The 22,707-nt window shown below is 47.0% G+C and carries 21 protein-coding genes and 1 other annotated feature; of the genes, 7 read left to right on the forward strand and 14 right to left on the reverse strand.

Annotation, left to right across the window (positions count from 1 at the left end; genetic code table 11):
- Positions 1-71: 71 nt before the first annotated feature.
- Positions 72-1,361 carry a DUF2515 family protein gene (locus AC1VYS_RS23360; protein WP_482911674.1) on the forward strand — a complete coding sequence of 430 codons (1,290 nt, stop codon included), beginning with the start codon at positions 72-74 and terminating at the stop codon, positions 1,359-1,361.
- A 200-nt stretch (positions 1,362-1,561) separates the two neighbouring features.
- On the opposite strand, the gene AC1VYS_RS23365 is transcribed toward AC1VYS_RS23360, so the two are convergent.
- From AC1VYS_RS23365 to AC1VYS_RS23415, 11 genes are all read right to left on the reverse strand, one after another.
- Positions 1,562-3,190 carry a putative polysaccharide biosynthesis protein gene (locus tag AC1VYS_RS23365; protein WP_482911675.1) on the reverse strand — a complete coding sequence of 543 codons (1,629 nt, stop codon included), beginning with the start codon at positions 3,188-3,190 and terminating at the stop codon, positions 1,562-1,564.
- A gap of 64 nt (positions 3,191-3,254) precedes the next feature.
- Positions 3,255-3,695, reverse strand: a complete 441-nt coding sequence (locus AC1VYS_RS23370; protein WP_482915102.1) for a DUF456 domain-containing protein — start codon at positions 3,693-3,695, stop codon at positions 3,255-3,257.
- Positions 3,696-3,749: 54 nt separating this feature from the next.
- Positions 3,750-4,499 carry a Cof-type HAD-IIB family hydrolase gene (locus AC1VYS_RS23375; protein WP_482911676.1) on the reverse strand — a complete coding sequence of 250 codons (750 nt, stop codon included), beginning with the start codon at positions 4,497-4,499 and terminating at the stop codon, positions 3,750-3,752.
- A 301-nt stretch (positions 4,500-4,800) separates the two neighbouring features.
- Positions 4,801-5,673 (reverse strand): metal ABC transporter permease, encoded by an 873-nt coding sequence (locus AC1VYS_RS23380; RefSeq protein ID WP_482911677.1) that lies wholly within the window; start codon positions 5,671-5,673, stop codon positions 4,801-4,803.
- Positions 5,674-6,633 (reverse strand): metal ABC transporter permease, encoded by a 960-nt coding sequence (locus AC1VYS_RS23385; protein ID WP_482911678.1) that lies wholly within the window; start codon positions 6,631-6,633, stop codon positions 5,674-5,676.
- 3 nt (positions 6,634-6,636) lie between these two features.
- Positions 6,637-7,395 carry a metal ABC transporter ATP-binding protein gene (locus AC1VYS_RS23390; RefSeq protein ID WP_482915103.1) on the reverse strand — a complete coding sequence of 253 codons (759 nt, stop codon included), beginning with the start codon at positions 7,393-7,395 and terminating at the stop codon, positions 6,637-6,639.
- 97 nt (positions 7,396-7,492) lie between these two features.
- On the reverse strand, positions 7,493-8,437 hold the full coding sequence (locus AC1VYS_RS23395; protein ID WP_482911679.1) for a metal ABC transporter solute-binding protein, Zn/Mn family: 945 nt from the start codon (positions 8,435-8,437) through the stop codon (positions 7,493-7,495).
- A gap of 248 nt (positions 8,438-8,685) precedes the next feature.
- Positions 8,686-10,659, reverse strand: coding sequence for a peptidoglycan D,D-transpeptidase FtsI family protein (locus AC1VYS_RS23400; RefSeq protein WP_482911680.1), 1,974 nt, complete (start codon positions 10,657-10,659; stop codon positions 8,686-8,688).
- A gap of 262 nt (positions 10,660-10,921) precedes the next feature.
- On the reverse strand, positions 10,922-12,952 hold the full coding sequence (locus AC1VYS_RS23405; RefSeq protein ID WP_482911681.1) for a peptidoglycan D,D-transpeptidase FtsI family protein: 2,031 nt from the start codon (positions 12,950-12,952) through the stop codon (positions 10,922-10,924).
- Positions 12,953-13,063: 111 nt separating this feature from the next.
- Positions 13,064-14,209, reverse strand: coding sequence for a transglutaminase domain-containing protein (locus tag AC1VYS_RS23410; protein WP_482911682.1), 1,146 nt, complete (start codon positions 14,207-14,209; stop codon positions 13,064-13,066).
- A 15-nt stretch (positions 14,210-14,224) separates the two neighbouring features.
- Positions 14,225-14,710 (reverse strand): ATPase, encoded by a 486-nt coding sequence (locus AC1VYS_RS23415; protein ID WP_482934415.1) that lies wholly within the window; start codon positions 14,708-14,710, stop codon positions 14,225-14,227.
- Positions 14,711-14,897: 187 nt separating this feature from the next.
- Here AC1VYS_RS23415 and AC1VYS_RS23420 point away from each other — a divergent pair, with 187 nt between their 5' ends.
- Complete coding sequence (locus AC1VYS_RS23420; RefSeq protein ID WP_482911684.1) at positions 14,898-16,115, forward strand: MFS transporter; 1,218 nt, start codon at positions 14,898-14,900, stop codon at positions 16,113-16,115.
- Positions 16,116-16,230: 115 nt separating this feature from the next.
- Positions 16,231-16,578 (forward strand): toprim domain-containing protein, encoded by a 348-nt coding sequence (locus tag AC1VYS_RS23425; RefSeq protein WP_482911685.1) that lies wholly within the window; start codon positions 16,231-16,233, stop codon positions 16,576-16,578.
- 60 nt (positions 16,579-16,638) lie between these two features.
- Here AC1VYS_RS23425 and AC1VYS_RS23430 read toward each other — a convergent pair whose 3' ends face one another.
- Positions 16,639-17,247, reverse strand: coding sequence for an SCO family protein (locus AC1VYS_RS23430; RefSeq protein WP_482911686.1), 609 nt, complete (start codon positions 17,245-17,247; stop codon positions 16,639-16,641).
- A 462-nt stretch (positions 17,248-17,709) separates the two neighbouring features.
- On the opposite strand from AC1VYS_RS23430, the gene AC1VYS_RS23435 reads away from it, so the two are divergent.
- Positions 17,710-18,690: a metal-dependent hydrolase gene (locus AC1VYS_RS23435; RefSeq protein WP_482911687.1), complete on the forward strand. Its 981-nt coding sequence runs from the start codon at positions 17,710-17,712 to the stop codon at positions 18,688-18,690.
- Positions 18,691-18,789: 99 nt separating this feature from the next.
- Here AC1VYS_RS23435 and AC1VYS_RS23440 read toward each other — a convergent pair whose 3' ends face one another.
- Entirely contained in the window at positions 18,790-19,011 is a 222-nt protein-coding gene (locus AC1VYS_RS23440; RefSeq protein ID WP_056702318.1) for an alpha/beta-type small acid-soluble spore protein, read from the reverse strand.
- Positions 19,012-19,130: 119 nt separating this feature from the next.
- On the opposite strand from AC1VYS_RS23440, the gene AC1VYS_RS23445 reads away from it, so the two are divergent.
- Positions 19,131-19,328, forward strand: coding sequence for a hypothetical protein (locus tag AC1VYS_RS23445; protein WP_482911688.1), 198 nt, complete (start codon positions 19,131-19,133; stop codon positions 19,326-19,328).
- Between the two features lie 175 nt (positions 19,329-19,503).
- On the opposite strand, the gene trpS is transcribed toward AC1VYS_RS23445, so the two are convergent.
- Positions 19,504-20,496, reverse strand: a complete 993-nt coding sequence (trpS, locus tag AC1VYS_RS23450; protein ID WP_482911689.1) for a tryptophan--tRNA ligase — start codon at positions 20,494-20,496, stop codon at positions 19,504-19,506.
- A 205-nt stretch (positions 20,497-20,701) separates the two neighbouring features.
- Positions 20,702-20,965 (reverse strand) — a binding site (T-box leader).
- A gap of 250 nt (positions 20,966-21,215) precedes the next feature.
- Between trpS and AC1VYS_RS23455 the strand changes: the two genes are divergently transcribed.
- Together AC1VYS_RS23455 and AC1VYS_RS23460 are read left to right on the forward strand one after the other, a co-directional pair.
- A complete protein-coding gene (locus AC1VYS_RS23455) occupies positions 21,216-22,193 on the forward strand; it encodes an aldose epimerase family protein (RefSeq protein ID WP_482911690.1) in 978 nt (325 codons plus the stop codon).
- A 202-nt stretch (positions 22,194-22,395) separates the two neighbouring features.
- A complete protein-coding gene (locus tag AC1VYS_RS23460; protein ID WP_090919627.1) occupies positions 22,396-22,629 on the forward strand; it encodes an alpha/beta-type small acid-soluble spore protein in 234 nt (77 codons plus the stop codon).
- Positions 22,630-22,707: the final 78 nt, after the last annotated feature.

The following is a 22,707-nucleotide window of genomic DNA, read 5'->3' on the forward strand; positions in this document are numbered from 1 at the left end:
CGGCGCATACTTAGAATAACCACAAGTTCTGGCTCATCAAACAAAGTTTTTCATGAAAGGATGTTCCATTCATGACTTCCACCAGAAACGACTCTTCGGAAACGCATCACCAGGGTTCCATTATGCAGATCATTCGCTCCATTCCCGGAGCAGCCCTGGAAGTATGGCGCGGTAAACAGGCTGCCTGGCATGCTTCCTCCCAGCTCAGACATCCTGCACGTGACCTGAACTGGAACGCAGATACTGCTGCTGTTCTACAGGCTGAGGTTGAGCGGCTGCTACCCACAGCGGGCAGGTCATCTACCACTCGCAACATTCAGGCACAAAGTGCACTGGTTTGTGAGGAGGACTGTATCATTCTCGAAGAAATCAAAACATTAACGCAACAGCAGAATCGCAGTAATGTGACCCGCACGGCTGCTTATCTGGAATGTTATGAACAGTACCCCGAACTGCACTGGGCTCTGCTGGCGCACATGGTATCCCGCAACGGCGGATATCATATGACCGATCTGCACAGCGACCTGATGCATAATTTGCAAAACCATGAGGATCGTGAACATATGTATCGCCTGCTGGAGCGTTGCAATGCTCTTATTTTCCAAGATGCGTACCCCCAGTTGCAGCTGTATATGCACAGTCGGCGGCTTGGCCGAAGCTGCTTCCATCTGTTGTCCCATTTTCACGTATCGGCATTTATGACCCCGTTCTGGGAGCGCTTCTGGCTGGAACGCTGCAGTTCCATACTGAGTGTGGCATTAATTATTAATGAGCAGAACTATATAGAGACACGAGTGGTGCAGCATCCTTATTTTCAGAAAGAAGTGCTCTCCAAACCTGCTTTTCATCTGCATAATCTGGCCGGACTGAACCACATTGTCTTCCCTCTTGGACAAGGAGGTGGCCTCGCCGGGCGGGTCATTGAACATTTTGGCAAACTGAATGAACGCATCCAGTTCGGCAAAGGGCTGTATGCCCTATTATTCGGTGTGGAGCAAGTGCTCCAGCAAGTGTTGGAGTTCGCACGCACCGTTCCTCACGGCGGCTCACGGGCGGAATATTGGCCTGGCCTGTTTACCAAGCATCACGAGGGCCCCGCAGATCATAATCTGTACACGGAAGTTTTAATGAATGAGGAATGGCTTCCGGAAGGTCAGCGTCTTTACTCACCTGAGTTGCTCGCTGTCTGGGGGGACACACCTTATGAACCGATTACAAGACATGACTGGCTTGAGACAAGCGATTGCCTTGGATACCTGACCGCGCCACGCAGACCTTGGCTGTTTGAAATGAGTCATGAGCATCGGTACGGCATGTTAAAAACAGCTCTCGCTCATGATGTGCAGACAATCACTCACTAATTGGCAGGAGAAAAAGAAAAAACGGTATCCGAATACGGCTTTAACAGGATCTTAACGTCACTAAAGCAGATCGAGCAGATTCTGCTATGTAAGGCCAAAGTAAGGATAATGTTCACCGTCACGTGAACCAGCCTCTTTTGCAATAACAATAAAAAAGCGCCGTCTGCTATAAGTGCAGACCGCGCTTTTTTCACCTACATTTATCCCCGTTGTCCAGCGCCGCGTTGCAGACGCATAAGCGGACGAAGAATTTTTTGCAGAATTCGCGGATAACTCCCCAGCTCGTCCTTACGCAACACACGAAGAACCACCATCAGTACGAGATATACGACAACGACCAGCACACCCACGACCATACAGGTTAACAGGAAGGATACCCGTGCAGGCAAGAACGCACCAAAGATCTGGTTTCCGCTCCAATTGGCCGCAAAGCCGACAGCTGCTGCGAGAAGTACCGTGATGATAAATCCAACCCAGCGATCCCCCATAATTGAGAAATCCACAATTTTGCGCAGTACACGCAGATTCAAATACGTGATGACCAAGAAACATAATCCTGTTGCAATAATGATCCCGTAAATACCAAAGATCGGCGCCAGGATAAGACTCGCAATCAGCTTCACGATAATTCCTGCAGCTACGCTAATCATCGTAATTCGTGGTTTACCTACCCCGAGGAGCATGGAGTTCGTTGTCATCATTGTAATCTGGAAAATGGTGCCGAACGTAAGCAATGCAATAATCGGCGTGCCATCCGGAGTTGTGAACAGCAAACCGTTTACCGAATAAGCCGCCGCACACAGGGTAATCACAATCGGCATTCCCGTCAGGATGGAAATCCGCAGCGCCAGCGTCACCTGATTTTTCAGATGCAATTCATCTTTACGGGCAAAAGCCGCAGAAATGACAGGAACAAGTGACTGACTGAGCGCTATGGCCAGAATCGGCGGGATACCAGCTATACTCTGGGCTTTGGCCCCAAGAATCGCCAGTACGCCTGTCGCTTCTTCCAGGCCGATTCGTCCACTAAGCAGGGGAACGACGAGAGAAGAGTCAATAAAGTTGATTGCCGGAACAGCAAGCGAAGATAAAACAATCGGAATCGACAGCTTGAAAATATCCGTGTAAATACCGCGCATCGGCAGTTGCTCTGCTCGCTCATAATGTAGCTGTGCCGCATGATCACTTTTGCGCAGCTTCAATGTGAAGTACAGCATTACCGCAAATGCACCGATGCTACCGAACACACCACCGAAGGATGCCCCGGCTGCAATCGTCTGATCATCGTAATTCCATTGCAACATCACATAGGCCACAACAATCGCTACGCCTACGCGCGCAAACTGCTCTACGATCTGCGAGATACCGCCTGCCGTCATATTACCGCGTCCCTGGAAATAACCACGCATCATCGCAATAGCCGGGAAAAGCAGCAAGGCCGGAGCCAATGCCCGAATCGCACTTACAGATTCCGGTACTTTGGAAATATGGGTAGCATAGAATGGTGCTGCAAACCATAACAAAACAGACATGACCACACCGGCAACGGCCGCGAAGATCAAGGCTGCACGGTATATCTGCTGCGCTTCACCCGCACGTCCGAGTGCGTAGCGTTCCGAAACCATTTTACTCAGCGTACTCGGTATGCCCGCCGTTGCGACAGTTAACAGCATTAAATACACCGTATTGGAGATTGTGAACGATGCGTTACCGATATCCCCGAGAATATGCTCCAGCGGCACGCGCTGCACCAGACCGAGTACCCTTGCAATCAATGCGGCAGCAGCCAATATGAGCGTACCTTTGATAAATGTTTCCTTCTTAGACAAAACGAATTCCCCTTCTTTCCCCCACACCGGACCTCTCCGGCCCTAAGCTAGCTAACCTGACAATCTAGGCGAATCGAACCACCCAAATAATGAATAGAACAATCATCACGAGTTGCAAAATAATTTTCATCACCGTGCTGGTAAACAGCCCGACGACAGAGCCAAATCCGACTTTGGATGCTTTGGAAGGCGAGGAACCCCCGATCAGCTCTCCGATAAACGCACCGATGAACGGCCCCAGGACAAGTCCAAAAGCCGGAATCACAAACGGGCCAATGATTACACCAATGGTACTCAGCGTTGTCGAGAGCTTGGAACCGCCGAACTTTTTGACACCCCAAGCACTCACTACATAATCCGCCACAAACAGTACCACCACGATCAGAATCTGAATAATCCAGAACGAGACCCCAAACGGATCAAAGCTGAAGAACCAGCCGTAGACCAGAAACGCGAAGAAAATCGCGATTGCACCCGGCAAGATCGGATACACCGTACCTGCCATACCTACTGCAAACAGCAGTACAATTAAAATCCAGCCAACGGTTGCGAGCAAAGGTTACTCCCCCTTCAAAATATGTTCGCGAATCAGATGGGCAATGCCATCCTCATTATTACTTCCTATAACCAAATCTGCCGCTTGTTTCACTTGCTTCTGTGCATTGCCCATCGCAACACCCAAACCAACCGCTTCAATCACAGCGAGATCGTTCAGACTGTCGCCCACAGCGACCACTTCGGACATGTTGATGCCCAGCAACTGGCATACTTCGGCTACACCGGTAGCTTTGGATACGTTCTCCGGATTTACTTCAATGTTTACAGGAGAGGAATTGGTCATTTGCAAACCGCCCATTTCCTGCAGCTCCATCATGATCTGATGACGAACCTCATCATCCTCGGTAGTGAATCCAAATTTCAGCCATTCTAATGCTTCAATGTTATCCGTCCAGCGATCCCGGTTAAACAGCTCTTCCACGGAGTATGCCCAGTACCAACTGTTATATTTCTCCCCGATCTCGTGCATCTTGCGAATCAAAGCTGGGTCCATCAGATGGCGCAGGTGAAGCTCATGTGGAGCTTTCCAAACCTCGCTACCGTTGACCGTAACCATTGGCGTTTCCAGACCGAGCTGTACTGCATAAGGCATAGCGTGGTATACGGCTCTCCCCGTAGACAAGCACACATGCACTCCGCGACGAATAGCAATCTGTATCCACTTGGCCGTCTCCTGTGTAATTTCATGATTATCATTCAGCAACGTGCCGTCCATATCCAAGGCCAGCAGTTTATATTTCAGTTCACTCATGCTGTAAATCCTCCTCCAGTATTTCTCTCTCTCCTATAAAACAACAAGATCGCCCGGTATCCGCGAAATCGCAGACGCCCCGGACGTCACAGCTAACGACATTTTACCACAGATCACGCATATGCAACAAAGTAACCTGTATTTGAATCTTTGACGCTGTATATCATTTATTATTAGAAATCGGAAATACCAAAAACCGCCAGCAGAGCAGGCGGTCTGGTTAATCGACTGATTTGTTCAAGTTCAAAAGTACAAATCATCCCTAATATGATATGCCATGAATGATCCTTATTACCAGTGGTCACCGTGCCGCATATTTACGGCGGACATACCGCAGCACAATTCCATGTTTGGGTGACAGGAGCAGCGCGAGTACAAATAGAATACCAGCTACAGCCACCATGCATCCTGCAATAGAAGCATCCATCGCGTAAGCCATCAGGTAACCGCCAACAGAGGAAGCTGCACCGATCAGTACAGCGTACAGAATCATTTTGCCGAGCTGATCCGTGAGCAGATAAGCTGCAGCCGCAGGTACAATCAACATGCCTACAACAAGAATGGAGCCTACACTTTCAAAAGAAGCAACAGACGTCATGGACACGAGTCCCATGAGCGCATAATGGAACAAAACCACCGGAATGCCGCAAGCTGCCGCCAGTGCCGGATCGAAAGCACATAACTTGAATTGCTTGTAGAACAGTCCGACAACGACAAGAATGACAAGTAACGTAATCCCTAGCATCCAGACTGCTCTTGGCCCGACATCCATGCCCCACAACGTTAACGTATCCCACTGTACATAGGCAATTTCACCGAACAATACACAGTCCAGATCCAGATCGATATGCTGTGCATTCAGACTGATCAGAATGACTCCTACAGCAAAGAGTGCTGTAAATACGATGCCAATCGAAGCATCCGAAGACAGGCCTCCAGCCTGGAGGGTCTGAATGAAGAACACCGTCAACAGTCCAAACACCGTTGCTCCCAGCAACATCCACAAGGATTCTCTGGAGCCACTCCACAGAAAAGCTATTGCAATCCCGGGTAATACCGCATGGCTAATCGCATCTCCGACCAGAGCCATGCGCCGCAGAATCAGGAAGCAACCAAGAATAGCGCAAGCAGAGGAGACAAGTATTGCGGTTAGAATAATCCAAAATGTTGCCATCTACATCTCCCCCTGCTTCTGTGTTTGAGACTGTGCTGAATGTACCTGCAACGCGGCCTGTTCTTCACGCATATAAGTCGATTTCGCTTGGATGCTCCGCAACTTACGGGCGAGCAATCCACGTCTCGGTGCAAACAGAGCCGATATCGCAAACAACACCGTAGCTCCAATCACCGTTACTGGCCCTGTCGGCAGGTTAGGAACAAACGTGCTGAAAATCGTTCCTACTGCACCGCTTAACGCGCCGAACAATCCAGCCAGTAGCACCATAAGAGCGAGCGAATCGGTCCAGCACCTTGCCGCCGCTGCTGGGGTCACCAGTAATGCCGCAACGAGCACCACACCAACTGCCTGAATTCCGGCTACAACGGCAATGACAGTCAGTAACAGAATAAGCTGCTCCAATACGCCAACTGGCAGTCCCATACCTCTCGCAAAGCCCGGGTCGAAGCTCACGAGCTTGAATTCCTTAAACCAAACTAGGCAAGCGACCAATAGTACAAGACATACTCCGCCCATCACATACACATCCGTTAACACCATCGATGCCGCTTGCCCGAACAGGTACTTGTCAAGTCCGCTCTGGCTTCCACTGGCGCTATGTTGGATACGTGTCAACATCACCACACCGATACCGAAAAATACCGTCAGCACGATGCCCATCGCTGTGTCCTGCTTGATCCTTGAAAATCGGGTGATCCACGAAATCCCGAAAGTTGCTACAATGCCTGCGATGAGTGCACCGAATAAGAACAATGCAATCGATTTGGTTTCCGTCAACATAAACGCGATACAAATTCCAGGCAATGCCGCGTGTGCAAGAGTATCGCCCATCAGACTTTGACGACGAAGAAATGTAAACGAACCGATAATACCACTGCTGAATCCGAGCAATAGACAGCCAAGTAATATCCAACGTGTGTTCGGGTCTGACAAAATAGAAATAACCCAGTTCCACATGTGCTACACCTGGCCTTTCCCCGCTCGGCTGCCGATCATCGCGATCCGGCCTCCATAGGTTTCCTGTAATGTATCTTCGACAAACACTTCGCTTGTTGGTCCAGCGGCAACCAAACGCCCGTTGAGTAGCAGTACATGATCGAAGTACTCCTCCACCGTAGCCAAATCATGGTGAACTACCAGCACGGTTTTGCCCTGTCTCTTCAATTGCTCCAGCAGAGAAATGATTGCTTTCTCCGTTGTAGCATCCACTCCTGCAAAAGGCTCATCCATGAAATAGAGGTCTGCATCCTGTACAAGCGCTCTAGCGAGGAAAACACGTTGCTGCTGTCCACCAGATAGCTGGCTGATCTGCCGATACATGTAATCCCCCATGCCAACCTGTTCCAGACAATGAGCGGCCAGATCCTTTTCCTTTTTGCCTGGGCGTCGGAACCAGCCCAGATGTCCGTACCGCCCCATCATGACAACATCTAAAGCATGGGTCGGAAAGTCCCAATCGACGGACTCCCTTTGTGGAACATAGCCGATGCGCCGCCGTGTTTCACGATAAGATTGTCCGAAGATTTCTACCTCACCGTGCATTTTGGGTACAAGCCCCAGAACCGCTTTGATCAAGGTTGACTTGCCTGCCCCATTCGGACCCAAAATGCCAATAAGTTGTCCTTCGGGTACATCGAAGGACACATTGCTAAGCACTGGCTTTTTGTGATAAGCCACCGCCAAATTGCTTACACGAAGAGGCGAAGAGGCAATTTCTATTCCTTGTCCGGGCAGATCATTGTCTATATTTCCTAACGCTTGTTTGGTTGTATTGGTATTGTTTATCATCATAGCGCTCCTCTCTCCAAATCGTTTATTACTTCAAAGCTGCCACGATCGTTTCGACATTGTGCCGCACCATTCCGATATAGGTGCCCTCTACGGTTCCCTCAGCACCCATAGCGTCAGAGAACAGTTCGCCGCCAATTTTCACGGTATGGCCCTTCTCAGCTGCACCAGCAATAATTGCTTCCATCGCTTTAGCAGGTACACTTGATTCAATGAATACCGCTTTGATCTGATTTCCTACCAGAAAATCCCGTAATTCACTTACATCTTTGGCTCCGTATTCCGCTGCTGTGCTGATGCCTTGAAGCCCCATTACTTTAATGTCGTAGGCTTGACCAAAATAGCCAAATGCATCATGCGCTGTCACCAGTACACGGCTCGCTTCAGGAATCTGTCCAATGTTCTCACGCACTTCCTTATCTAATGCATCCAGCTTCTCCAGATACGTTTCCGCCTGTGCCTTGTACTGCTGTGCATGATCCGGGTCTGCTTCCATCAGCGTGTCACGGACAGCTTCAGTAGCCCGCATCCAGTGCTTGACGTTAAACCACACATGCGGATCATACTCCGTACCGCCCGTCGCCTGACCGGAATGTAACTCCTCTACCGGAATTTTTTCGGCAACCGCAGTGACCCGTTTACTTTTGGACATTTTCTCCAATATATTTGTCATCTTTCCTTCCAGATGCAGGCCGTTATAGAAGATGACCTTGGCTTGTTCCAGTTTGCGGATATCTCCTTGGGATGCTTTATACAAATGCGGGTCTACACCTGGTCCCATCAATCCGGTAACCTCAACATATGCTCCGCCCACCTCTCGTGCTACATCAGCAATCATGCCTGTTGTTGCCGTGACCTGCACTTTGCCGTTAGCATCTGTTCCCGGAGTACTAGAGCAAGCGGTAAGCACAATAATAAGTACAATACATGCCATCGTAATGAATCCACGATGAATGCTCCTCATCTTTACCATTAGCAATTCAACTCTCTCCTTTCCCTATCCTAAAATATTTGTCCACAACTAATTAAGTTGTACAAGGTACTAACTTTTAAGTTCGTCTAATAATGTTTCCCTTGTGCAAATTTTATCCGATGAAAAAATAAAAGGCAAGGGATATTTTCCCTCGCCTGTCCAAAAGTTTATAAAGTAGAGTATGATGCAGTTTATCAAACGTTTTTATGATCCTGCCTTTTTTCTTCTTGTTTTAAAAGCTCCGGTATTTAATTTTGCTCCTGATTCTGATCTTTCTTGCCCTTCGGAATGCCGTCTAATCCATATACTTGATCGTAAGCATCGAAAATTTTACGTGCAATAGGCGAAGCACTCACCGAACCAAACCCACCTTCAGGCACGACGACTGCTACAGCCAGCTTTGGATTCTCCCGCGGAGCAAAAGCGATAAAGACACCGTTCTCCTTTTTATTCGGCCCGGTTCCTTGCTCGGATGTTCCTGTCTTTCTGGCAAAATCATAAGGGAACCCGTCAAAGGCACTCACCTTGGTCACCATACCCTTATGCACTTCGTTCCAGTGTGCATCGGCAAACTGTACTTCATTAAGCACCTTTGGCTTGAATTTCTTCACCACATTGCCCTCTGCGTCCCTGATTTCTTTCACCAGGTGTGGCTCCAACCGCTTACCCTTATTTGCCAGCATAGTGGTGTACTGGGCAAGTTGCATCGTCGTATATTTGGCTTGCTGACCAAATGACGCAAATGCAAGACGTGTCAGGGCAGACTCATCATTTTTTGCATTATACTCCAACTGACCAAGGAATTCTTTGGGCAGATCAATGCCTGTCGAGACACCTAAACCAAAATCCTTCATGTATTCGTCCCACTTAGCAAGGGCTTTTGTGGCACCATAGTTGCTCAGCAAACGTTTGCCCACCATATCAATCATGAATGCATTGGACGACTTTTCAATCGCTCTGCGTGCCGTAATGTTCCCGTTATACGCCGAGTGTGAGTTTCTCACTTGCCGACCATCTTTGCCGAGTACAGCATAACCTTTATCATGATAAGTACTCCCCGCAGTGAACAGTCCTTCTTTCAGACCGATGAGAACACTCAGCGGTTTAATGACCGAGCCAAGAAGCACAACCGATTCAGCCCGTTTCCTCGAGTCATCAGGAGGGAAAGATTCCGTCGTCCCGTTACGGAAAACATACTTGATTTTGTCATAATCCCAGTCATTCGGATCATAATCTGGCATACTTGCCATAGCTACCACATTGCCTGTGTCCACTTCCATAGCTACGGCGTAACCTGTAATAGCCTTCGGCAACTTTCGTAATTCATCCGTAATGGCCTTTTGTGCCGCAAGCTGAACCTGCTTGTCGATGGTGGAGATCAGACTGTAACCCTTCTCTGGTGGAGTCAGCTCCATTGTGCCCGTTGGTAAATTGCGAGAGTCAATATCAATGGAATGATATCCGCTTCGTCCTCGAAGCTCCTGCTGGTACTGTAACTCCAACCCATCGAAACCAACCTTCTCGTCCTGTGAGTATACCAATCCCGGATCACGTTGCGATGCCGATTGCTCTATGATCGTTTGGTATTGCCTTAATGCACCTGCTCCCTTAAATTCCCGTGTATAACCAACAACCTGCACAGCAACACGATCGGGATCATATCTCCGCACATTTTCTTCCAGCACCATAACACCGGGATACTCCGTTTTTTTCTCTAGAAAAAAAGCAATTTCCTGGGTTGTCAGATCTGACTTGACCAGTCTTGGCACATAACCGAATGTTTTCTGGTGATCCAGATCCAGCCGTTTAACGATCTCCTCTGCATCCGGCTGCTTCTCGTCTCCCGGATTGAATCGTTTGAATATATCCGCCAGTTCACGAGCCAGTTCCTCCGCTTCCTGTCTGCGGTCATCATTACGATAATCCTCATAAAGCAGTACATAGAGTGACTGAACCGGTTCCGAATAAGCAAGTGCTACTTTTCCGGTCGCATCATAGATCGGTCCGCGCACAGGGGCTAACGGAATATCTTTAGTATTGCGTGTCGATTCCATATAAGTCAGTTCAGGCCCTTCGACAAACTGAATAAATGCCAGCCGAAAGATCAAAATGCTGAATATAACAAAAGCCACGAAAAAAAATATATTCAGCCTGGCGCTGGAAGCTGTATTTACCGCTCTTTCGTCCTCATTCGGCGGTTTATTCTTCAGTCGTTTAAACATGTAATGCCCCTCTCCGTTCGTTAGCAAACTTTCACCTCTTAATTTTAGCAAAAGCTAACTGTAACGTCTTTCTATTTTTGGTTACATTCTCGTAATATGATCCAACCATAAAGAAAACAACATTGCCTTCCCTAGCTCTTGGCTAACCCTCTTCCCTATGTATATAACGTAAGAGGAATGATTGGGTTCCATAAAGTACAACAAAAAAGGCCCCGTTCTCGGGGCCTTTTGGTGTATGGCGTGTAAGATCTCCATCACTTCATTACGGCGTACTCGTTTCTGTGTCTTTATTTTTATCCTTTTTCGGAATACCATCGAGACCGAATTCCTGATCGTAAGCGTCAAAAATCGCGCGTGCAACCGGAGCGGCACTGTTGGAACCAAAGCCCCCTTCAGGGATCATGACAGCAACAGCCAGCTTTGGATTGTTACGGGGTGCATAAGCGATAAATACCCCGTTATCCACCAGTTTCCCTCCAATATTCTGTGTCGAAGTACCTGTTTTTCTGGCAAAATCATAAGGGAAGCCGCCAAAGGCAGAAACCTCAGTGGCCATACCACGCTGCACTTCATTCCAGTACGCATCATTGAAATCTGCTGTGCTGAGTACCTTCGGTTTCACCTTCTCCACTACATTGCCTTCCGAATCACGGAACTCTTTAACAAGCTGCGGTTCCATGCGTTTTCCTTTATTCGCGAGCATTACTGTATATTGAGCGAGTTGCATGGTAGTATATTTCCCTTGTTGTCCAAAAGAAGCATAGGCTAGTTTGGTCAAGGAACTTTCTTCACTTTTGATATACTCTTTATATCCTGCGTATTCATTCGGTAAATCTACTCCTGTTTTTATACCCAGACCAAACTGTTCCATATACTGGTCCCACTTATCAACACCCTTGGCACCATATCGCGAGTACAGCTTCTTACCAACCTCGTCAATCATAAATACGTTAGAGGAATGACGAATGGCATCATGCGGGCGCATCGCACCATAGACATGTCCCGATGAGTTCTGTACGCGGCGGTTATCTCCGCCAAATGTGGTTGAACCTCGGTCGATGTACACTGAATTGGTGGTAAAGAAACCTTCCTTCAAACCGATCAATACACTCAGTGGCTTAATCGTCGAACCGAGTAACACGACAGATTCTGCCCTTTTTCTGGACTCACCAGGCAAGAATCCTCGGATCGTACCATTCTGGTAAATATATTTGATTTTATCGTATTCTTCTGTGCTGATGCTGCCCGTTCTCCACACATTGGTGTCATAATCAGGCATACTCGCTGCAGCTATAACTTTACCTGTATCCACTTCCATCGCTACGGCAAAGCCTGTTTTGGCATTGGGATGCAATTTACCGGATACCGGATTGCGATGTAGCCAGCTGAGCTGATCCATAATCGCTTGTTCGGTTTTCACCTGTACGTTTTTGTTGATGCTGGAGATCAGGTCATACCCTTTTTGCGGCGGAGTTGTACCCGCTACACCTTCAGGAAGGTTACGCAGATCAACGTCAACCGACGTATATCCACTTTTGCCTCGCAGCTTATCCTGATACTGTAACTCAAGTCCATCAAATCCAACAAACTCATTTTCCGTATATATCAGGCCAGGATCAGTCTGTGTTTTGTTCGCTTCATCCACTTCTTTATACTTGTTCAATGTTTTAGAGCTTTTGAATTTTTTCAAATAGCCAATGGATTGAACAGCCACTGTATCCGGATCATAGTAACGCACACTTTCTTCTACAATCTGAATACCTTTGAATTCATCCTTATGCTGGAGAAAATAAGCAACCTCGCCTTCGGACAAATCACTCTTGATCAGACGCGGCATAAAACCATTCGCCTTGCGTGAATTCAAATCCATTTCCTCCATAATCTGATCCACGGTCAAAGATTCAGAATTGGGGGCTTTATACTTTTCAAACACATCATGTAGATGCCCGGCTATCTCCTGAACTTCCCCGATTTTGGGGTTGGGCTTACCATCCACATCGCCATAGTTTTTGTACAATGTAAGATATAACGATTGAATTGGCTTGGAATAAGCCAGCTTCACGGTGCCTGTAGAGTCATAGATGGTTCCTCTCACAGGAGCAAGCGGCACATCCTTCGTAATGTTACTTGCTTCTTCCTGACTGAGTTCAGGCCCTTCGACGAACTGTAAATAGGCCAAACGCACAATAATTACGCTAAAAATAACAAAGGAAGCGAAGAAAAATACGTTCATCCGGTAACTAAAGCGCCGTTTGTCCGCAATTTCATCCTTCTCATTGGAATGCTTTTTCATTCATCCTACCTCTTTCATGACTTGATGCATACCGCAGAAAAATTTCGATTCCCGGCATGATAACCTGGCAACGTCGTCATATTCCGAACCTTGTCCGTGTCCGGTGTAGTATCAAGCTGACTGATCTTTCAGATGGGTGTCGGCAAAGTTAGGCGGATTAAACCAGTCCCCACTAATGGCCCACGTTGGATCAAGCGGAACCCAGCTTTGGGAATCACTCAAATAGACTTCATTCCACGCATGAGGACCGTAGCCTCCCTGACCGTTATATCCCAGACCTGTAACAACCTTCACATCAAGCCCCTGGGAACGAGCCATCACCGCATATAGACGAGCATAATCGATGCATACCCCTTTGCGTGTATCAAACGTATTCTGCGGGGTCTGTTCATGCCAGATTCCCTTCTGTTCATAATCATCCACTTTCCCATAGTCGTATTGAACCCGGCTCCCGACCCAGTCATACAGAGCTCTGGCTTTTTCTTCATCCGAAGTTTTACCTTTGACAATCTCCTGCGCAGCTTGCTCGATATCTGCCGGAATATTGTGATCAATCACTTCGTATTTCCGCTGCAGAATACCTCCGAGTTCCTTCTGTACAGCCTTTGTAAATACGGGAAGCTTGTCTTTAATAAAAGTACCAGACAAAGGTTCAATGACCGATTTGGCCCCCTGCATGTAGATCGGGGAAGCCTCCACATATCTGCTGAACATGCTGCCCGGATATAGACTGACGATCATGAATAATACTGCGATCACAATCATTCCGCGGACGGAGCCAATCACGGTTCCAATCACAGCGCCTGTTAGGCGGCTAATGAAACCTTTGGGTGCAACCTGCTCATCTCCTATGTGTCTTCTTCTGAATAGGAAGGATGATAGAAACCCAAGAATCATGCGAATCACGCCGTAACTCAGTACAAATAATACAGCGAACCGCATGAGCGGGAAATCCGCAATCGCGGTTACCAACGTATAATACAATTGCTCCCAACGGTTTAACTCACGATTAGGCATGGCCCCGGCATGTACAGACAACCATTGCTGCACATATGGTGCGAGCCATAACGTTAAACCGATGGATAACAAAATACCAATGACCGCCATAATACCGTCCATTAGGAAACCAAAGAGTCTCCCCGCAGAACGTGAAGCCCCTCTGGCCCAACCCTGCAATAAGGAAGCCGCTACGATCAGCAGCAGTAAAATAGTAATCCCATTAAACTCCTTCAGGCTGTCCAGCCAAGTTTGCAGCACGTCTTCATTCCTCCTCTACTGCGAAGTAGGTGCTGTTTTGTTTTTTTGTGCCTGTTCGACAAATGTACGGATCGTATCGTTGTCGAGTTTCCACTCACCAACAGAAATACCGCGGAACGTCACATCGACTTTATCCGACTTCGTGCTACCCTTAAGCTCAACGTTAGGACTGGTTATCGTAAATTCACCATTTTGTCCGGCCGAATAGGTTGCTTTGGAAGCTTCCTTGAGCATGATGCTTGTTGCTTCTTTTTTGAGTGTGTCCATCGTGCTGGATTGCACGTCTGTGACAGTCTGTTTGATCTGTTCAATGGAGATGCCGCTGTATATCAGCAGAGCCGCAATAATGATGATGGCAATCGCCCATTTTAACATCGTTTTGACCACATTCAGAACAAAGAACAAAATGATCAATGCAACGACGATCACCAGCCAGTTCTGCATCACAAACTCTTTGATTACGTCTATGTTCATGATTACACCTTCCGTATTAGAGTTCATTTATGACTTCCCGAATATTATACATGATTTCCGATCCTGCTGTCAGCTAAGCCCTCTCCGGCAAAAATAAACGGTCTAAGTTCGTCCTTCGGGGCGTACAAGTAGTACCATGAGGATTCGTAAAGCGAACGTGGACACGTTCCAGACCCGTGAATGAACATGCATCGCCTAACAAGGAGGGGCTCTAGTGAAAACGGCTATCTGGCTATACCTGTTTTTGTTTCTAGCTGTATTCGATTTGCATGCTCAATATCCCATCCTGACGCCGTTTGCCATATCGCTCGGTGCAGCACCCACTTTTATCGGCTGGATGATGGGCATATATTCCTTAACCCATCTGCCTGGCAACTTAATTGCCGGGACACAGATCGATAAACATGGCAGCCGCAGATATATCGTATTCAGTCTGGTAGGCGCGGGCATCATCCTTCTCCTGCAGGCTCATATTCATACTCCTTGGCAGTTGCTCGCACTGCGTTCCATCAGCGGATTTGTATTAGCCTTTCTGTCCCCCGCATGTTTGGCGCTGCTGGCACAGCTGTCCAGTGATCCGGTGAAACAGGGCAAATATATGTCGGGTCATGGTGTTGTTCATACGCTGGCCTCCGTTGTATCACCAGCTGCAGGTGCAGTAATTGTTGGCGCTATGGGCTTTTCCTCGACCTTCTCGGGTCTCGGCTATTTGCTCATACTGACTGGTGTCATTGCCCTACTGACCATGCCCCGAGGCCTTACTCCCCAGCCGCAGCCATTGACAGAACCAGCGAAGCCGGCGTCGGGATCATCCGACCAAGCTTCGACCCATTCCGGCCGTATTCGAGCAGACGCATCCAAAGCATTCCTGCCCGTTTCCTGGCGTTATTTCATGCTGCCTTTGGTCATTGCCTGCGCTCAAGGTATTCTATTCTTTGAACTCCCTTTGCGGGGAGGCGGGCATTCTTCCATGATGTCGACGGGTTTACTGTTTTCCATCATTAGTATCGGCGCATTGTTCACACTCAGCATGCTGTTCCTTAACCGTTATTCACCCAAACTACGTCTTGTTGCTGGTGTGCTTCTGATGTCCTTGAGCTTTTTCGTTATGGCAGCCATCCCACAAATCTCAATATCCATCGTATTATTTGTGCTCGGGATGTCCAAAGGCATTATTTTCCCAGCGATGGCTACACTTTTTATTCACTTAAGTGGCGGCAGCAAGCTTGGGCGTATTTTCTCTTTGCAATCGATTGCGACTTCTATTGGCTCATTCATTGGTCCGATTACGGCGGGACAACTGAGGCTCGGCGTATCCCCTTATTTCATTGCTTTTATTTTGCTAATGGTTGGCATTCTGCTGCTGCCATATTATACATCCAGACACGCGGCCTCACTCTCATCTTCCGATGCGAAAAGCATTCTTGGGTAACAAACTTTGCATCATTCCCCCATTTCCAGATACACTATAAGTACATTCAGTCGATTTTCGCTGTAACATTTCCCGGGGAATGTCGACATCAGCTCTCGAATCAGGGGTGAATAAGATGCCTATTCATGTCATTGTGGAAGGTAAGAATGATCGCAGTAAACTCAAACGTTTGGTTGGACCCGAAATCAATATTTTGTGCACGTTTGGAACGCTGAACTCCCTTAAACTGGAGACGCTGCGCAAGCAAGTGGGGTATGATGAAGTTTATTTATTCATGGACAATGACAGCTCAGGTAAAAGAATAAGAGGTGTACTGCGTGACGCTTTCCCAGATGCGGTACAAATGTATACAAGGCGTGGCTATGCAGGGGTTGAAGGTACACCTGATGAATACATCATTTCTCAATTGGAAAAGGCCGGACTGGAGGAGTACATCCAGTATCCCGACCAACCTTCGTATTAAAATGAGGAAAATAAAGGCTGTTTCCAGTTAAATCTACCGGAGACAGCCTTTCGTTTATAATTATTCTTTGATCAGCCTGCGAATATCCTCTGCAATGGCTTCTGGTTGCACATCTTCTGTATTAAAGGCGTTATAAACCTTGCGAAGCTGGTTATTCTCATCCACCAGACCAATCATGTTCATATGGGCAAAATCATCCTTATTCTCGCCTTCGATCAGAATCTGAAAAGATTCTTTGGCGAACTGTTTGGTTTTATCCATATCCCCTCGCAGGAAATACCAGCCGGAATAATCCGCGTGGAAACGGTCGGCAAATGTTTTGATCTTCTCACGCGTATCCACCTTCGGGTCAAAGGAAATCGATACAAAAGAGGCTTTGTCTGCAAAAGTTCCATCCTCTTTCAACAAGTCCTGCACCTGCGACAGTGTAAATGTCGTAATCGGACACACATCAGGGCAGCTGGTAAAATAAAAGTAGAACAACCGCACTTTGCCTTGGGTATCCGCAAGAGATACATTACGTCCGTCTATATTTTCCATAGAGAAGGATTGGATTTCCCGAATCTCGGGTAATTTCTCCTTGCTGGCAAATGCCGTGTTCCACATTAAATAAACTGCCATAATCAGTGCTATTCCAAGCAATATCCATGTCCATTTATACTTCTTCATGACCTGCATCCTTTTTCCCCCCAACAATATACTGGTGAATGCGCATACATATGTGATGCACATTAATCCTCTGTTCGATTGCTTACCACTTGCCTCTTCACACCGTGAAATCCGTTGAAGTTTACCTTCAATTTGCGTTATCGCTACGGTTCAGTGATACATATGTATAAAATAGTGCCTTCATTGCCAAACTTGCCTCGGTTTTAACATGGATGATGTTTTCAAAAAAGTCCCATCGAGGAATATTTAATCTTCTCACAGCACTTCCGATATAAAGTTTATCACAGGAACTCGGAGAATAGTTTGACAATGTTCGTACATTTGTTGGGAAATGGACAGATTGTTACCAGGGCTCCGCATGTTTTGCATCCATGCAGGTGGATAATATACACTAGATATGGGTATCACCTAGATAGAGAAGGTTAATGTTTAAATACGATACACCTTACAAAGGAGACATTTATGGATACCTCTACACATTTTGTCATGGGCATTGGTCTGGCGGGTCTCGCCTATGTTGATCCTGTCGTTGCAGCCGATCCGATGCTCGCAGCCGCAGTCATGGTGGGTACGATCGCTGGCTCCCAGGCCCCTGACATTGATACTGCACTGCGTTTCAAAAGCAATTCGCTCTATATTCGAAATCATCGGGGATTATCCCACTCGCTGCCGTTTCTGCTGTTATGGGTACTGCTGCTTACCGGTGTAATTGGATTAATTTTTTCGGGAGTCTCGCTAGGCCATGTCGCCCTGTGGACAGCCGTAGCTGTAGGCGTTCATGTATTCACTGACTTGTTCAATACGTATGGAACACAGGCCGCACGCCCTTTTACAGAACGCTGGATTGCCTGGAACATCATTCATATTTTTGACCCGTTCCTGTTCACAACGCATGTCATTGCGATTCTGTTATGGGCTTTTGATCTTATCGCACCTGCCCCACTCTTTACGACGCTGTATATTCTGATTGGAATATATTATATATGGCGTACCATTGCTCGTGCGATGGTGGTTCGCAAGGTGAGACGTATGGATAACAGTCCGGAACCAGCCAAATACATCGTCATTCCAACGATTTCCTGGAGCCGGTGGCATGTGGTCAAAACGAATAAGGATGGAAGTTACGAGCTCGGGAAAATCGATGGATCTGATCTGACATGGAGTCTTCATGCCACATCCTCTACACATGCAGCTGTTATAGCTTCACGCAAAGCACCAGAGGTTAGTGCATTCCTGTACTTCACTTCGTATGCCGTAGCAGAAGTGGAGGAGCTTCCCGCCGGATATAAAGTTCGCTGGGCCGATGTCCGGTATCGACACCGGAAACAATATCCGTTTGTTGCCGTTGTGGTCATGGATCGGAATTTCAAAACGATTGATACCTATGTGGGCTGGCTGAGTGACGAGAAAATGGATAAAAAACTTTTATCTGCTCGCCCTTGACGCAGGTATGGATTGAGGGCACAATCAGATATAGGAATGATTGCGCGGGAAAAGCCCGGAGCGTTATCGCTCCGGGCTTTCACTGCTTTGGTATATAAATTATTTGCCAGACCCAGCCAGAGACTGCTCAGCGATTTGTACCAGACGTTTGGTGATATATCCACCCAAAGATCCAGTCTCACGGGAAGTGTAGTTACCGTAGTATCCGTCTTGTGGAATGGTAACACCCAGTTCTTGTGCAGCCTCCATTTTCAATTGTTGCAGGGCTGCTGTCGCTTGAGGTACCACCAAGTTGTTAGAAGAGCGAGATCCTTGAGCCATATTTAAAATCTCCTTTCAATCTGTGTCTGTAATGTATTGCAAGCTTGCAAGATTATTATGGCTCGCTCGCTTCAGGTTATACGAGAATTCATTAAATTTGTACATGGAGGTTTTTCCCAATGAGCAAAGGTTTATCCTTGTGGTTTGCATTCTCTTCCATTGTTTTGTTAACGATTACAGCGATCTCGATCTCATACAATGGCTGGCTTGCCGCCCTGCTGTTTGTCTTGTCCATGGCTAATATCGTTTGGGGATTTGTCATTCGGTCTAAAAAAGAACGTCTGGAAGCCCGCTCGGCTTCCGAGTCAACGTCCTGAGTGGTGCATTCGCAATAGCTACAAATTCAAAAAAAGAGGAGACGGATGCATTCATCCGTCTCCTCTTTCGTTCACATCCTGAACCATTCACAAGCTTCATCATAAATAATAAAAAACAATCAAGATCACGTCAGGCCAGAATCACATGTTTCTAACCCATGGACTGGATTTATCATTATGATTTGCGTCTAGGAACAAAGCCCATGCGCTCTTTCACCGCATCCAGTGTCTTCGCAGCATCCTCTTCAGCACGACGTGCCGAATTCTCTAATACATCGGCAAGTTCACCAGACTCACGAATTTCGTTGTATCTAGCCTGAAGCGGTTCAATTACAGAGACAACCACTTCAGCGAGTTCCTTTTTGAATGGACCGTACATTTTGCCTTCATAACGCTCTGCGACCTCATTCAATGTCATCCCCGCACATTCCGCATAAATGCTCATCAAATTGCTGACTTCCGGCTTATTTGCCGGATCATAGACAACTTCACGACCAGAATCCGTTGTGGCACGGCTTATTTTTTTGCGAATGACATCCGGCGGATCTAAGAGAGCGATATAACTGCCGGCATTGGGATTACTTTTACTCATCTTCGAGGAGGCATCATCCAGTGACATGACACGAGCACCGACTTGTGGAATATAAGGCTCAGGGATGGTGAAATATTCTCCGTAACGATGGTTAAAACGCCCTGCCAGATCACGCGTCAGCTCCAGATGCTGCTTCTGATCTTCACCGACAGGTACCAGATCTGCATTGTACAGCAAAATATCTGCTGCCATCAGAGATGGATATACAAACAAACCGGCGCCTACAGAATCTTTACCTGAAGACTTGTCTTTGAACTGAGTCATCCGTTCCAGCTCACCCATCGAGGTCAGCGTTGTCATCAACCAGCCAAGTTCAGCGTGTTGTGGTACATGCGATTGCAGAAATACATTTGACTTGCTTGGATCAATTCCGGCCGCGATAAATAATGCGGCTACAGCCTCGGATTGCTCACGCAGTGCTGCCGGCTCTTGTGCCACCGTGACGGCATGCAGATCTACAACCATGAAATGGCACTTGTAGTCATGCTGCAATTTCACAAAATTTTTAATTGCACCGATATAATTGCCCAATGTAAGCTTACCGCTCGGCTGAATACCTGATAATACTGTTTTCATACGAATACGCCTCCCTAATCACTTCAACCCTATATAAATTGAAATCCAGATTTTATACAACCCACTTCGATGACAGAATTAGTTTCTGTCCTCTCCATTATGGTGTAAATGAATCGTTCAACTTATATAGAATTTAGAATTTTAAACTTTGAACGCATGAACATAAAACCTTCCCACTCTGCGAACGCAAAAAAGCCCCACATCCGCAAGGGACGTGAGACCGTGGTGCCACCCTTATTCGCCTCATCTTCGCTAGCCCTGACATGCAGGAAAGCAGAAAAGAAAAAGCCTTCATTGTTCCGTAACGTGGAATAACCGGTATAACCTACTGGAATCGCCTGCACAAGCACGATTGGTTCAGCTATACACTCAAGGGTCCATTCAAAAAAGAGTTCACGCCAGTTCGCATCAACCACTGGCTTTCTGAAGAGAATACTCTTTGCCTACTTGTCCCCGTCATCGCTTTGATATCATTCAGTTCATAAAAGACTTCCAGAATTCCATCTTAATCCGCCCAAGCCTGAATGTCAAAATGGAATGAGTTTTTTTCCCGATGCATGAAAATCTGTTATGATGGTATTGCTTATCCTGTGAAGGCTTTGAAGAAGATTTGCAGGAATCACAAAAAAAGTTGGCATGATTACAATGACACGCCTGCAGCAGCTTCAGCAAGCCTGACTGCCTGCAGACAGATTTCAAGTGGGAAAAGGAGCATCGATATGAAACAAGTGACCAAAGGTCAATGGAATGGTTACGACACGTATATCCTACATAGCCGTGAATTGGAAATCACCCTGCTACCTCGTCTAGGAAATAACATCATCTCGATTCGCGATTTGGTGCATAACAGGGATATCGTTCGTCGTCCCGACGAAGACGATCTGGCTTTCTATTTACAGAAGCCTTATCACTTTGGAGTCCCGTTGCTCATACCGCCAGGACGTATCCATCAGGGACAATTCGAATATGAAGGTGTACGTTATCAGTTCGATCAGAATACGGCGAATGGCAACCATATTCACGGGCTCCATCGCAGCCAGTCCTGGTGTGTCAGTGATATTGAAGAAGATGAAGACGGATGTGCAATCACGACTGAATTATTAACCGAAAATGAAAAGCATTGGATGGAACAATTCCCTATTCCTCTGAAACTTGAAATGACGTTCAGTTTGCAAAATTCAGTATTAACCCAGCGACTACGTGTCACTAATCTGAGTTCAACACCTGCTCCCTTTGGGATGGGATATCATACATGGTTTTTGCTAGACGGTAAACCTGCTGACTGGACATTGCAGTTACCTGTTTCTGGATTGTACGCACAAAATGAAGAGCAACTGCCTACGGGTGAGATCGAGGCGCTACATGATGAATGGTCCTCCATTAGCGAAGGAATCAGCATGCAAGGACGGAACTGGGACACGCTGCTTCGTGCTGCGGAAGGCCAACCTGCAGTTGCTCATCTGCGGAGAAAAGATGGATATACTCTGAAATATTCAGTGGATGAAGTTTTTTTTAAGCACTGGGTTTTGTATACCAAAGGGGAGTCCGATCAATTTTTGTGTATCGAACCTTATACCTGGTTGCCGGATGCACCGAATTTGCCGATGACCGACGGTGTGACCGGACTGATCCGACTTGAACCCGAGCAACCGGTAGAGCTGTTTACACATATCGAGGTTATATCACCAACCGAATAGGCAAGCCTTATTTTTACGCTATGTAAAATCTCATCTATTGATATTTTGACCGCTGCACAAAACGAGCCGATCCGCACTGGATCGGCTTTTTGAGTTGACATGTCTTCGTTTGATTATCCATATATTCCCTTACGCCATATCATGTATATTTCCTCATTCTCGATCCATACTAACATCACCAACCCACAAGGAGGTGAGACATATGTACGGAAGTCAAAACCAAGGTGGCGGAAGCCGCTCCAACAATCTGGTTGTTCCTCAAGCGAACGCAGCATTGCAACAATTGAAAATGGAAGCTGCGCAAGAGCTGGGTGTAACAATCCCGCAAGATGGTTACTACGGTAACTATACTTCCCGTGAGACTGGATCTCTGGGCGGATACATCACGAAACGTCTGGTACAAATCGCTGAGCAGCAATTATCGGGTCGTTCGTAAGCTCGTAATTATTGCTTGAGTGTTGCTTGAAATGAATTGAAATGAATGGCGGCCTTCTTCGGAGGTGCCGCTTTATTT

The sequence above is a fragment of the Paenibacillus sp. G34 genome, from assembly GCF_056856875.1.